This window comes from Nocardia sp. NPDC051030, assembly GCF_040683015.1.
Classification (GTDB): domain Bacteria; phylum Actinomycetota; class Actinomycetes; order Mycobacteriales; family Mycobacteriaceae; genus Nocardia.
Window position 1 is genome coordinate 742,037 of record NZ_JBFBCD010000003.1, and the last position, 13,079, is coordinate 755,115.

At 66.6% G+C, this 13,079-nt stretch carries 14 protein-coding genes; 9 read left to right on the top strand and 5 right to left on the bottom strand.

The annotated features are described in order from the left end of the window. Positions 1 to 78: 78 nt before the first annotated feature. The 5 genes from AB0N05_RS12820 (at position 79) to AB0N05_RS12840 (ending at position 3,282) form a co-directional block, all read left to right on the top strand. Entirely contained in the window at positions 79 to 1,047 is a 969-nt protein-coding gene (locus AB0N05_RS12820; RefSeq protein ID WP_364691750.1) for a YafY family protein, read from the top strand. A 194-nt stretch (positions 1,048 to 1,241) separates the two neighbouring features. Beyond that, entirely contained in the window at positions 1,242 to 1,634 is a 393-nt protein-coding gene (locus tag AB0N05_RS12825) for a hypothetical protein (RefSeq protein ID WP_364691753.1), read from the top strand. After that, on the top strand, positions 1,624 to 2,436 hold the full coding sequence (locus AB0N05_RS12830) for a hypothetical protein (protein WP_364691756.1): 813 nt from the start codon (positions 1,624 to 1,626) through the stop codon (positions 2,434 to 2,436). Before AB0N05_RS12825 ends, AB0N05_RS12830 begins: the two co-directional genes overlap by 11 nt. Positions 2,437 to 2,465: 29 nt before the next feature. Beyond that, positions 2,466 to 2,900 carry a roadblock/LC7 domain-containing protein gene (locus tag AB0N05_RS12835; protein ID WP_364691758.1) on the top strand — a complete coding sequence of 145 codons (435 nt, stop codon included), beginning with the start codon at positions 2,466 to 2,468 and terminating at the stop codon, positions 2,898 to 2,900. Positions 2,901 to 2,910: 10 nt separating this feature from the next. Next, positions 2,911 to 3,282: a hypothetical protein gene (locus AB0N05_RS12840; RefSeq protein ID WP_364691761.1), complete on the top strand. Its 372-nt coding sequence runs from the start codon at positions 2,911 to 2,913 to the stop codon at positions 3,280 to 3,282. A gap of 10 nt (positions 3,283 to 3,292) precedes the next feature. Here the strand turns inward: AB0N05_RS12840 and AB0N05_RS12845 are convergent, their stop codons facing one another. After that, the gene (locus AB0N05_RS12845; protein WP_364691764.1) at positions 3,293 to 3,637 is read right to left on the bottom strand and encodes a hypothetical protein; all 345 of its coding nucleotides are present in this window, start codon (positions 3,635 to 3,637) and stop codon (positions 3,293 to 3,295) included. A gap of 121 nt (positions 3,638 to 3,758) precedes the next feature. Here AB0N05_RS12845 and AB0N05_RS12850 point away from each other — a divergent pair, with 121 nt between their 5' ends. From AB0N05_RS12850 to AB0N05_RS12860, 3 genes are read left to right on the top strand one after another with little or no spacing between them, the layout of a single operon-like run. Continuing rightward, positions 3,759 to 5,861, top strand: a complete 2,103-nt coding sequence (locus tag AB0N05_RS12850; protein WP_364691767.1) for a glycosyl hydrolase family 65 protein — start codon at positions 3,759 to 3,761, stop codon at positions 5,859 to 5,861. After that, on the top strand, positions 5,858 to 6,526 hold the full coding sequence (locus AB0N05_RS12855; protein WP_364691770.1) for a universal stress protein: 669 nt from the start codon (positions 5,858 to 5,860) through the stop codon (positions 6,524 to 6,526). Before AB0N05_RS12850 ends, AB0N05_RS12855 begins: the two co-directional genes overlap by 4 nt. A 4-nt stretch (positions 6,527 to 6,530) precedes the next feature. Then, complete coding sequence (locus AB0N05_RS12860) at positions 6,531 to 7,337, top strand: HAD-IA family hydrolase (RefSeq protein WP_364691773.1); 807 nt, start codon at positions 6,531 to 6,533, stop codon at positions 7,335 to 7,337. 203 nt (positions 7,338 to 7,540) lie between these two features. Here the strand turns inward: AB0N05_RS12860 and AB0N05_RS12865 are convergent, their stop codons facing one another. From AB0N05_RS12865 to AB0N05_RS12875, 3 genes are read right to left on the bottom strand one after another with little or no spacing between them, the layout of a single operon-like run. Next, on the bottom strand, positions 7,541 to 8,431 hold the full coding sequence (locus tag AB0N05_RS12865; RefSeq protein ID WP_364691776.1) for an amidohydrolase family protein: 891 nt from the start codon (positions 8,429 to 8,431) through the stop codon (positions 7,541 to 7,543). Then, positions 8,428 to 9,477 carry a nucleoside hydrolase gene (locus AB0N05_RS12870; RefSeq protein WP_364692347.1) on the bottom strand — a complete coding sequence of 350 codons (1,050 nt, stop codon included), beginning with the start codon at positions 9,475 to 9,477 and terminating at the stop codon, positions 8,428 to 8,430. Before AB0N05_RS12870 ends, AB0N05_RS12865 begins: the two co-directional genes overlap by 4 nt. A gap of 32 nt (positions 9,478 to 9,509) precedes the next feature. Next, the gene (locus AB0N05_RS12875; protein ID WP_364691779.1) at positions 9,510 to 10,715 is read right to left on the bottom strand and encodes an FAD-dependent monooxygenase; all 1,206 of its coding nucleotides are present in this window, start codon (positions 10,713 to 10,715) and stop codon (positions 9,510 to 9,512) included. A 107-nt stretch (positions 10,716 to 10,822) separates the two neighbouring features. On the opposite strand from AB0N05_RS12875, the gene AB0N05_RS12880 reads away from it, so the two are divergent. Continuing rightward, positions 10,823 to 11,395: a TetR/AcrR family transcriptional regulator gene (locus tag AB0N05_RS12880; protein WP_364691782.1), complete on the top strand. Its 573-nt coding sequence runs from the start codon at positions 10,823 to 10,825 to the stop codon at positions 11,393 to 11,395. 30 nt (positions 11,396 to 11,425) lie between these two features. Here the strand turns inward: AB0N05_RS12880 and AB0N05_RS12885 are convergent, their stop codons facing one another. Continuing rightward, a complete protein-coding gene (locus tag AB0N05_RS12885; RefSeq protein WP_364691784.1) occupies positions 11,426 to 12,955 on the bottom strand; it encodes an MFS transporter in 1,530 nt (509 codons plus the stop codon). Positions 12,956 to 13,079: the final 124 nt, after the last annotated feature.

The window sequence follows — 13,079 nt, forward strand, 5'->3', positions numbered from 1 at the left end:
GCTCCTTCGAGCTCATATCCAAAACCTACGGAGCATTGCGGAAAGCTTCGTTCCGCATTCGCGAGATAGCCTCGAGAAATGTTGGAGACCTCGGCGCGCCTGCTGCGCCTACTGTCGCTCTTGCAGGCCCGGCGCGACTGGACGGGGCCGGAGTTGGCTGCCCGGCTCGATGTCACCACTCGCACGATCCGGAATGACATCGACCGGTTGCGTGAGCTCGGCTATCCGGTCGAGGCCCGTCCCGGGGCTGCCGGTGGCTATCGGCTCGGTGTGGGTGGGGCGCTGCCGCCGCTGCTGCTCGACGATGAGGAGGCCGTCGCGGTGGCGATTGGATTACGTACCGCCGCAATCGGTTCCATTGCGGGTATCGAGGAATCCGCACTGCGTGCGCTGACCAAGTTGCAGCAACTGCTGCCTTCCCGCATTCGGCATCGCGTGGATGCCTTCCAGCACGCCCTGCCGATTCCCTCGCGCGGCCCGCGCGTGGACCCGGAGGTGCTGACCATCATCGCGGGGGCCTGTCGTGACCATGAGCGACTGCGCTTCGACTATCGGGCGCATTCCGGTTCGGCCAGCCGTCGTTCGGTGGAGCCGCATCGCCTGGTGAATCACCGTCAGCTCTGGTACCTGCTGGCCTGGGATATCGATCGGTCGGATTGGCGTACCTTCCGGGCCGACCGTATTCAGCCGCGCACCCCCAATGGCCCACGCTTCACCCCGCGCGCCCTGCCTCCGGATGCCGAGATCGCCGCCCGTGTGGAACGCCGAATCGGTGAGGCCACTTGGCATTTCCGGGCGCGCGTCATCGTGCATGCCCCTGCCGCTCAGGTGCGGGACCGGCTGCCCATACCCGTGGACATCGAGGTGCTCGACGAGAATCGCTGCGCCTTCGAACCCGGCTCGGACAGTCCGGAGTTGCTGGCGCTCTACTTGGGCATGCTCGGTGCCGACTTCGAGGTCGTGGATTCACCGGAACTGGCTGTGGCCCTGGGTAATCTCATCGACCGGTACCAGCGTGCGATTTCTGGTCATCGCGCATCCGAGTGATCGAAACGAGAGTACCTATTGGTATTCAATACCTTTCGGTACTTGATTTACGAGACGTGCTCCGCCGATAGAATGTTCGCGGATTTCAGCCATGTCGGCAACTATTCGGAATTCTGCGCATTCGCCGTACGTGGGACGGCGCGCGTGTGTAGCGTCTGGTTCGCTCAAACTCTCAATTGATAAGTGGTGGAGCGGTGCTCGGAATTGACGGATGCCTCGAGCGCATCATGGAGATCCCCGGCGCGCGCAGCGTCACCCTGGTCGACGGCGCGAGCGGGCTGGCCATTGCCGCCGCCGGTCATCACGATCTGGTCGACGAGCATGAAGACGCCGCCACCACCACCGATGTGGTCCGCGCCGTGCTGGGCTGCCCCGCCTTGGCGACCGGCCGCCCGGGCGATGACATCACCGAGATCATTATCGGCGGCAATCGCGGCTATCACCTGTTGAATCTGGTGAACGGCGACTTCGACGGCCGCCTTTTCGTCCACGTCCTCTTCGATGACGACACCGGCAATCTGGCGATGGCACGATTCCGGCTGCGCGGAATTCTCGCTGAATTCGCCGAGGACGGTCATGAGCATTGAACTCGCAATCGCACTGCGGCGACTGGAAAACGAGAGGCGCACCGGGGTGCTGCGAGTGGGTGACGGCGCATTCCATTTCACCGATGGCGTGATCGCCTCGGCCGATTGCCGCCGCGCGACCACGCTGGACCGGCTCGCCGTGGAGGCGGGAGTGGCGACCGAGGAGGGATGGCAGCGCGCCGAGGCGGGGGATACCGGGCGGTTGCTGCACAAGCCGCAGCTGGAAACCCTTGCGGTGCTGTCGGTGTACGACGCCGCCTATTTCCTGCTGGCCTCGCCCGCCGTTCCCGAGTTTCGGCCCGCGCCCCCACACTGGCTGGCCCCGATCTGCCACATCACACCCCATGCGCTGCTCGAGGAGTGCGCCCGCCGGGGCGACCCGCAGGCCGGTCCGTGGCCCGTCGATCTCGTCGATCGCGCACCGGTCATTCCCGTGCGCCGCATTCATCGAAAACGCTTGTCGCTCACCGGCGGTCAGGTCGAGGTGCTCGCGGCCGCCGACACCCGCCGCAGCGTCACCGGCATCGCCCGCGACCTGGGCCGCACCACCTACGGCTGCCTGATCGCGGTCCGTGAACTGACCACAGCGGGCCTGATCGAACTACCGGTGGCGACCCCCGTCTCGATCAAGACGGCCGAACCCATGGTCATCGAACCGGTGACTCCCACTCCCGCGGCCGGTATCCCGCCACTGCGCCGCCGTGTCCGCGCGGCGGTGGCCGCCCCCGCCGCCGATCACTGGCAGCCGCTCGACCCCGATGTACTCGTCCGCGTGCGCGCCGCCTTGGAGGGGCTTGCGTGACGCCGCGGAAGAAAGGTCTCCGCGAACTGATGGGAAGGTTGACCAAGGTGCCGATGTCCGGTCCCGATCCGAATGCGGTGGTGCTGGCGGAACTACGGGCCTTGCGCGCCCGCGTCCCGCAGCTGACCGGTGCCCTGGTGGCCTCCACCGACGGCCTGCTCATCGCGAACGATCTCCCGGCACATATCGAACCGACCGGCATGGCCGCCCTCACCGCCTCACAGTTGTCCCTCTCGCACCGCCTCTCCATCACCGCGCACGACGGCGGCTTCCACGAGATCGTGGTGCGCGGCTCCGGCGGCCACGTGGTGATCTACGCGGCCGGCTGGACCGCCTCCCTCACCGTCCTCGCGGGCCCCGACGTGAATGTCGGCCGCCTGCACCTGGAGTCGCGCCCCGTCGCACGCACCATCGCCGACCACCTCACCGCTTCGCCCAATGACCTCCCGAGGAAAACAGAATGAAAGGATCGACATGTCCAATATGGATGTGGCACTGAAGGACATGATGGTGATCGACGGCGCGATAGGCGCGGCGGTCGTCGACTACAACAGCGGCATGGCCCTAGGCGTCCTCGGCAGCTCCAAGACCTTGGACCTCGGCATAGCCGCCGCGGGAAATACCGAAGTCGTCCGCGCCAAACTGCGCACCATCGACCAACTCGGCCTCAAAGAGGAAATCGAAGACATCCTCATCACCCTCTCCAACCAATACCACGTCATCCGCCCCATGACCGGCCGAAAATCCAAGGGCCTCTTCCTCTACCTCGCCCTCGACCGAGGCCGAGCCAACCTCGCCATGGCCCGCCACCGCCTCAAGAGCATCGAGGAGGACCTGGAGGTGTGATCGGCCGCCGTTACCCGGCAGTGCTCGGATGGTCGTGCAGAAACTTCGGTACGACCATCCGCCAGGCCTCGATCACGAACTCGCGCATCTCATCTGGATCTAGGGCGGATAGGCGGCAGTCGACCCAGTTGTAGCGGAGGTCGACCGTAGGCGGCATCAGGATCTTGGCGGGGTTCGAGGCGACCAGGGCGGCGCGTTCGGCCTTCGGGTAGGCGAAGCCCATGACGGTTTCGTCCGGAGTGAAGGCGATGTAGACGATTCGGCCGACCCGGAACTTGATGCGGTCTCGCACGATTGCCTCGTAGGAGCGGGGCAGGGTGAGTGCCAGTGCGCGCACATCCTCCACGGTGACCATGTGGGGATGGTGCCATTGGGCACCGACAAATTTCGAAGTGTGGCCTTTGAACGCCACACCGGGCTCGTTCGCGGAGGACCATGGAGGGGGACACAGCCCGAACGTGGGATTGGTTCGACGAATGAACTCTGATCGTCTGCGATCTGCCCCTGATGCCACACGGCTCGATGATGTGGTTGCCGATGCCCGATGGACGGTGCGGGAGCATCGATTACGGCATGCGGTATCCGACGCGGCGGTGTTCACGGTGGGGTCCGGCGGGTTCGCACAAGTGGGCGTGCCCGAGGAGGCCGGAATCGACTCGGCTCCGGGGGTATTGGTCGCGGGGGCTTATGTGGGCGAAGGCCCGCAGCAACATCTGCTGGAGGGGTCGCGCTGGACCTTGGTGAATGTGAACCCCGCGCCCGCGGAGGCGGAATGGTTCCTCGACCTGTATTCCGGTGTGCTGCACCGGCGGGAGGAGGACGGTGATTTCCGGAGCACCCGATTCGCCTGTGCCGAGCGGCCGGGTGTGATGGCGATCAGAGTCGAGGCAGCGGCCGGGCGGTGTACGCCCGGGCGGGCATTGGACCCGCCGCCTTCCGATCCGGCGGTCACTGTCACCGAGGTCGACACGCCCGGTCACGATAGCGCTGAAACATGCGGCGTCCGAGTCGAATCCGCGCAGGCCGCGATTGTCGCGCTGGCCGCACAACGGCAGGTCGCCGGTCGGCTCGATCGGATCGCCGTATTCGCCGCCGACGCCGCCGATCTCGGGGCGACGCGGGCGCGGCGCGAGCTGCGGCGCGCGTGGGACGACGGGTTCGACGGCCTGCTCAGCGCCCAGCGCCGGGTATGGGCGCGGCGCTGGGCCACCGCGGGCATCGACCTGCCCGATGATCCGGACACCGAACTGGCCGTGCGATTCGCGCTGTTCCAGCTGTGGTCCAATGCGGACGCGCACGGCGAGTCCGCGATCGGTGCGCGCGGCATCTCCGGCGCGGGCTACCTCGGTCATGTCTTCTGGGATATGGACGCATTCGTATTGCCCGCCATGGTGAGCCTCGATCCCGAGGCGGCCGAGGCGATGGTGGCCTACCGGCTGCGCCGCCTGAACGCGGCCCGGGAGCGGGCACGCGCCGAGGGCTACGCCGGAGCCCGGTTCCCGTGGGAGTCGGCGGCGGACGGCACGGATGTGACCCCGCGCAGCGGATTCCTCGGCGGCACAGAGGTTCCCATCCTGACCGGGACTCGCGAGGAACACATCACCGCGGATGTCGCCTGGGCGGCCGATCATTACGCGGAGTGGACCGGGCGACCGAAGTTTGCCACGACCACCGCGCGCGAACTACTCACCGCGACGGCCCGCTACTGGGCATCGCGAATGCGGGTCGATGCCCGTGGCCGCGCGCACCTGGAGCAGATCATCGGCCCCGACGAATACCACGAATCGGTCGACGACAACGCTTACACGAATGTGATGGCCCGCTGGAACCTGCGCCGCGCCGCCCGCCTCGAACCCCGGAACGCGGCCGAGGCCGACGAATTCGCCGCCTGGCGCGCGCTGGCCGACCAGATTGTCGACCAGCTCCACCCGGACGGCCGCTACGAGCAGTTCAGCGGATACTTCGGCCTGGAACCCCTGATGGCCGCCGAGGTCACCCGCCCACCCGTGGCCGCGGACGTGCTGCTCGGTCAGGCCCGGGTCGCCGGTTCTCAGCTGATCAAACAACCCGATGTGCTGATGCTGCACCACCTGATACCCGATGAGGTGGCACCCGGCTCCCTTGTGCCGAATCTCGACTTCTACGCCCCGCGCACCACCCACGGCTCCTCGCTGTCAACCGCGATCATGGCCGCGTTGCTGGCGCGCGCCGGACGTCCCGATGAGGCCGTCGAAACCCTGCGCCCCGCACTGCGATTGGACCTGGACGACCGCTCCGGTTCCACCGCCTCGGGCCTGCACATGGCCACGCTGGGCGGCGTCTGGCAGGCCATGCTCAATGGTTTCGGCGGCGTGCGAGTGCGTGACGGCGTGCTCGCCGTAGCGCCGGTGCTACCGGACCGCTGGCCCCGGCTGGGCCTCGCTTTCCGTTGCCTCGGCCGCAGTGTCCGCCTCGACATCGAGCGAGCGGGCGTGCGGATACGGGTCGACGGACCACTCCCGGTCGCGGTCGGTGATCGCCCGCCGCAGGTGTTCAGCGGTGAATCCTGGTGGCCCGCAACGAAGGAAGGAAAGCCGTGAACCATATTCTGGTCCGTTTCGCGGAACCGGCCGTCGAGGTCGCCACCGCCCTGGAGAAGGTGGTCGACGCGCAACTGCGGATCGTCCCCGCCGAGGTCTCCGATGACGAATTCGTCCACGGGCTGCACGAGCCCGAGGCGGTGATCGGCGTGCTCGCCCTGCGCGACGGCGCCTGGGACATTGTGCAACGCACCACGATTCCGCTGGTCCTGGTCCCGCTGGAGCCGCTCGCTCGGGAATCGCGCCCGTACGGGATCGAGCGGATCCTGGTGCCCCTGGACGGCACCGAGGAAGCGGCGCAGTCGGTGGCGGAGGCCGTAGGCCAGTTCTGTGCGGCGGGTATCGAGATCATGGTGCTGCACGTCTTCGACCGCGATACCGTTCCGGCGCACTGGGATCAGGCGGCGCACGCGCGCACCGCCTGGGAGAACGAATTCCTCGCCCGCTACTGCCACCCCTACTTTCCCGGCCAATGCCAGACGGTCACGGTGCGCAGCGGCGTGCCCGGCGAGAGCATCGTGGACGTGGCGGCCGAGGAGGCCGACCTGATCGTGCTCGGCTGGTCCAGGCAGTTGCTGCCCGGCCGGGCCCGGAGCGTCCGGCAGACGATCGGCGCGGCATCGGTCCCGATCTTGCTGATCCCGGTGGGTCCGGGAGACACATAGCCCCTTGAACGAGCCGACCGACCGGCTCACCCTGGAAGATGTGCGAGATACGAGAACGGCGGCCCCGCTCATCGATTCGCGGCGGCACGATGCGGTGATCTTCGATATGGACGGGGTGGTCACCGACAGCGCCTCCATCCACGCGGCGGCTTGGACCGAACTGTTCAACGATTTCCTGGCCCACCGACCGGCCGTCCCGGGGGAGGACCACTCGCCCTTCACCCCGGACGACTATCTACGTTGGGTCGACGGCAAACCGCGCACCCGTGGAACCGTGGATTTCCTTGCCGCCCGGGGTATCTCACTACCCCCGGGTGATCCCTCCGACGCCCCGGACGCCGACACGGTCTACGCCCTGAGCAGTCGCAAGGACCGCCTGTTCCTGGCCCGCATCGCCCGCGACGGCGTGCCGGTCTTCGATTCCACGGTCGCGCTGATCCACCGGCTACAGGCCGCAGGACTGGGCACCGCCATCTTCTCGGCCAGCCGCAACTGTGCCGAGGTACTGCGCGCGGCCGGTGTAGGCGATCTGTTCAAGGTGCGAGTGGACGGCGTCGTCGCCGAAGAACTGGGACTGGCAGGCAAACCGGATCCGGACATGCTGCTCGAGGCAGCACGCCGATTGGGCGCGAACCCGGACCGGACCGTGGTCGTCGAGGACGCGGAGGCGGGAGTGAGAGCCGGTCACGACGGTGGATTCGGCCTGGTGATCGGCGTGAACCGTGGCGGGCACGCCGAGCGCCTGCGCGAAAGCGGAGCCGATGTCGCGGTCGAGGATCTCGCGGAAGTCCAGCTGCACAGCGAACAGTGAACGCGCCGGAGCCACAGGAAATCTCGTTGCCGTAACCCTCCGCCGCACCCGCCCGCGGAGGATCATGAGTGCAGGATGCCTGGCAGTGGCGTCCGGTTCTGGCTCGAGGAGATGAACCCTGATGGTCTCCGATTTTCACCTGATGATGCACGCCGTGGTGGTCTGGTTGCTCGACGCGGGGTTCCTCTTACGCCTGACGTGAACTAGACCCGGTCGAGGCCGAATTCGCGGGCCGCATTGTCGTGGCAGACCTGGCGCAGCCAATCATCGCCGAGGTTCAGGCGTTCGAGCGCGTACAGGGCGTGTCCGTAGGAGTACGGGATATTCGGGAAGTCGCTGCCGAACAGAATGCGGTCGCCGAAGTAGCGCAGGCGGCCGCGCTCCCCGGCGGGGAAGGGATCCTGCGATTCGAAGAAGTCGGTGAAGGTCATGGTGGTGTCGAGCAGGACACCCTCGTGAGCCTGCACGATATCGAGGAATTCGGAGTACTCCGGCGCGCCCATATGCGCGATGATCAGCCGCAACCGGGGAAAGCGTTGCAGCAGTGCGGCGATCGGCTCCGGGCCGGTGAATTCCCGTCCGACCGGCGCGGATCCGCAATGAATGAGCACCGGAACCCCGGCCTCCTGGAGCATGCCCCAGACCTCGGTCAGCAGCGGATCACCAGGATGAAAACCGCCGACCTGCACATGCAACTTGAAGATTCGCGCACCGGCCTCGAGTGCTGCCTCCACATAGGCGGCCGCCCCGGGCTCGGGATAGAAGGTGGCGGTATGCAGGCAGTCGGGGGTGCGTGCGGCGAAGTCGGCGGACCATTCATTGAGCCAGGCCGCCATATCCGCCTTGTGCGGATACACCAGTGAGGTGAAGGCGCGAACCCCGAAGCCGCGCAGCGTCTTCAGCCGCACCTGCTCCTCGTCACGATAGGAGATCGGCCAGGTCCGCCCGAGCAGCGGCCCGGCGGATTCGAAGTACTCCCACACCTTCCGCATGACCTGCTCCGGCATGAAATGCGTATGGATATCGACGATCGCGGACAGCCCGAGCCGATCACGGAACTCGGTGACATAGTCGAGATCGGTCTCGCCCGTCACCGATCCGCCTCTCCCAGCTCCTGCGCCGGATACACCGACCGCGCGAAATCACCCACCCGGCTGATCATCCGATCGAAGAAGTCCTCCGGATCGGTACCGATCACAATGTCCGCATTGGGTTCGCGCCCCCACATACCCGCCCAGTCCGCGACGGTGGTGGCACGCGTGATCGTCCCCGCCAATTCCACATCCACGGTGGCCGGTTTGGTCACCGCCAGTCGCGGATCCAGCGCGACCGCCGCCGCGAACGGATCATGCATATGCGCCAGATACCCCTGGTCATACAGCTTGTGGAAGTCGAAGTAGAACCGCACCGCATCGGTGAAATGCCGAATGATCGGATTGCTGGCCGCCGAACGCATGTCCGGCCCGTCGGCCTCGGTCACCAGCTCCACCGGCAGGCTCCCGGCCCGTTCCGCCAGCAGCGCCACATGTTTGGGCCGCATCTCGATGGTCTCGGTGATATCGAGCGCGCAGACCAGCGGCCGCCGATCCGCCGGCGCGGCGGAGAAGGCGTCGAACACCTCCTTGGCGGCCTCCGGATCGACGTGCACATTCCACTCGTTCGTGGGCGTGGTGTTCCCCGGATGGTTGAACGCCCCGCCCATGATCACCAGCCGCCGAAGCAGCTGGGGGAGCCGCGGTTCCATCCGCACCGCCAGTGCGAGATTGGTGAGCGGCCCCGTGCACAATCCGACGATCTCGCCCGGATGCGCCCGGACCAGATCGACCCACATCTGCGCCGCCGACCGCTCCGAAAGCTGCCGCCCCGAAGCGGGCAATTCGGCATACCCGACCCCCTGCGGCCCATGCGTGTCCTCGGTGGTCCGCAGCGGAATCGCCAGCGGCTCCTCCGCTCCCAGCGCCACCTCGATCTCGGGCGCCCGGCACACATCCAGCCAGGCCAGATTATTCGCCGCCACTTGGGGCGCGGGCACATTCCCCGCGGTGGCGGCAATCCCGACGATCTCCGCCTCCGGCGAGGCGAGCAAATAAAGCAGAGCCAGCGAATCGTCGATGCCGGTATCGACGTCCATGATCATCATCTGCCGCACGCTTCGAGGGTAGTCGGTGGCGTTCAGTAGGTCGGCAGGACGTAGTCCTCGGTGCTGTCCAGCATCTTCATCATGATCGGGCGGAAGGGGCGGGTCGTCATGAGCTTGCCGACCTGCATGACCATCTTGAGGCCGAGCTTGGAGGTGGGCAGCATCATCTTGAGGCCGCCGCCGGGGAGCTCCTTGGCCTTGTCCAGGAACGGGGTGACCGCGGCCTCGTAGCGGGCCAGCGCGGCGGTGAGATCCTCGGGGGTCGAGGCGATTTCACCGGCCAGGATGTACGCGCCCACAATGGCCATGGCGGTGCCCATACCGGTCATGGGGGAGCCGCAGAAGCCGGAATCGCCCAGGAGCGTGACCCGTCCGGCGCTCAGGCTCGGCATATCGACGCGCTCGAGCTCGTCGAAGTAGAAGTCCGGGGTGTCCTCCATGGCCGCGAGCACCTCGGGAGCCAGCCAGCCCGCTTCCGACAGCATGTCGGCGATGAGCTTCTTCTGCGCGGCCACATCGCGGCGCAGCGCCGGATCCTTCTCGGCGCGCAGGGTGATGATCGCCTTGGAGGTGGCCGGGTCCCCATCGGGCCGGATGCCGACCGAGGCGCTCGGCACCGAGTGCAGGGTCATCCAGTGGGGCTTGACCGAGGCCGGGGTGTCGATGGTGAAGAAAGACATGTACCCGCCGAGGTAAGTGCCGAAGTCCTCCTCCGGTCCGAAGGCCATCCGCCGGGTGGCCGAATGCACCCCGTCCGCGCCGATCACCAGGTCGAAACGCTCCGTCGTGCCGGAGGCGAAAGTGACCTCCACGCCCGACTCGTCCTGCTTCAGCTCCTCGATCCACTCGCCATAGCGGTAGTCCAGATTGCCTGCGACAGTGGCGAGCTCGGTGAGCAGCACCTGATTCAGGTCACCGCGGGTGATCTCGATCTCGGCGATCGGGCCCTTGCCCTCGAACATATCGGCGGACATCCCGTAGATATCGCGGCCCTGGCGATCGACCAGCTTCATGCCCTCCTCCCGGAGCTGGTACTTCCGGATGCCCTCCATCAGACCCATGCGCTCGGCCACTTCCTTGCTGGCACTGCGCAAATCGACGGCCTGGCCGCCCGGTCGGGGAGTTTCGGCGCGCTCGACTACAGTCGTCGCGATCCCGGCCCGAAGCAACTGAAGCGCAACGGCATTACCGGCAATGCCGCCGCCGGCGACCAGGATGCGGAGGTTGGTGTTGCTCATGGTGGAACTCCCTGTTTGATGAAGCACGTTCGTCTGAGACATATGTCTAACACACACGTGCACCCATGTCTAGAACAGATGTCTAAGACGCTGCTACGGTGGGGGTTATGGGAAACCGAGAAGACCTTCTGACGGGCGCTCGCCAGGCGATACTCGATCGCGGTCTGGCCAAGGTGACCGCCCGCGACATCGCGACCGCGGCCGGAGTGAGCCTGGCCGCCATCGGCTATCACTTCGGCTCCAAGGACCTCCTCGTCATGGAGGCGCTGACCGACGGCGTGGGCACCGAGATCGGTGACGGCATCGACAAGGCCATCAAGGACGCGGGGGAGGGCCACTCACTCTGGGACTCCCTGGCCGCCACCTGGAACGGCCTCGTGGACGTCATTCAGGAGAACCAGCAGTCACTGCTCCTGAGCTTCGAGAACGGTGTTCAGATCGCCCGCAACCCCGAAGCGCAGATCTTCATGGCTGAGGCCACCGGCCGCGCACGCTCCGATATCGCCGCCGCCCTGCAGGGCGCACACCCGGACCTGACCGACAAACAGGCCACCGCGGTCGCGAGGCTGATCTTCGTCATGTTTCAGGGCATGGCCACACAATCGCTCATCGGCCCCACCGCCGACCTCATGGACGGCGATGATCTGGTCACCGCGATACGAGCCCTACGCGGCAAGTGACCGCCGAAACACCAGCGATCTCGCGGGCCTTCACCCGGCCGGGATGTGCCGCAGACGTGCCATGGCAATGAGCGCGATCACGAGTGCGGCTCCGGCCGCGATGGCGGAGGTGAGGTGCATACCCGCGAGGAAGGCGTGCTTGGCGGCATCGGCAACCGCATCGCCGAGCTTTCCGGGCAGGGAGTTCGCCACTTCCATTGCCGCACCGAGGGTGTCGCGGGCGCTGCGGGCATCGGGATCGCGCAGGCCATAGGGCATGCTGCTGCCCAGCTGGGTGCGATAGATGGCGATACTGATGCTGCCCAGAATGGAAATGCCGAGCGCGCCACCGAATTCCGCGCCGGTCTCGGACAGCCCCGAGGCCGCACCGGCCTGCTCCGGGGGAGCGGTGCCGACGATCAGCTCCGTGGTGATTCCGAACACGGGGGCCAGGCCGAATGAAACCAGCAGGGACGCACCTATCGTCAGCTCCACCCCGCCCGTCGCGGTGATCTGGGTCAGGAGCAGCAGCCCGGCCGACGCCATGGCCATCCCGCCGCCGATCATGTAGGCGGGCCGCACGAACCTCGCGATTCGCGGACCCAGCTGCGACCCGATCATGAAGCCCAAACCGGCTGGAATGGTGGCGATTCCGGCCCGCAGCGGCGACATGCCCAGCACCAGCTGGAAGTACTGCCCCACGAACAGGAAGTACCCGAACGCCACGAAGATGGCGACCATATTGATGGCCAGCGCCGTGCGGAAGCTACCGAGCCGGAAGAGCCGCAGATCCAGCATCGGCTCCGCCGCGGTGAGCTGGCGCCGCACGAACAGCACGCCGATCATCAGCCCGGCGGCCAGCGCGCCCAGCGCGAGCGTGCCCGGCCCGTCCTGCGCAACCTTTTTCATGCCGAACACCACCGTGAGCACCGCGCCCGTACACATGGCCGCGCTGATCAGATCCAACCGCCCCGCATCGGGATCGCGGAACTCCGGCAGCACCCGCGGCGCGAGAATCAGCAGCAGCACCATGACCGGCACGGCCAGCAGAAACACCGCGCCCCACCAGAAATGCTCCAGCATCAGTCCGCCTGCGAGCGGCCCGATGGACCCGCCGACGGAATAGGACCCCACCCACACCCCGACCGCCACCGACCGCTGGGCCGGATCGCGAAACATGGTGAATATCAAGGACAAAGTCGAGGGTGCGAGGGTTGCGCCCGCGATGCCGAGCATGGCCCGGCATCCGATCAGCACCGGGGCCGAGGGCGCGAACGCCGCGATGATCGACACCGCGGCGAAGGCCGCCGCCCCGGTCATCAGTAGTCGTCGTCTGCCGATGCGATCTCCGATGGTGCCCATGGTGAGCAGCAGCCCAGCCACCAGAAAACCGTAGACGTCGATGATCCACAGCAATTGGGAACTGGTGGGGCGCAGGACCGCACTGATCTCGGGGACCGCCAAGTGCAGGACGGTGAGGTCCATCGAATACACCAGGCATGCGAGGGCAAGAACGGCCAAGCCGAGCCACTCCCGTCTTCCCACCGTGACAGTGCCGCCGTCCTGGGCGGCAGAAAGCATGGGAGTAGGTGAGTCCACGGTGACGTCCTCCATCTACATGCCGGCAGAAGTGTTGGCAATAATGATGTCGGTTTCAGGATCTCAGATATTAACGGCTCAAAACCTCTTTGCCGAAACGTAATTC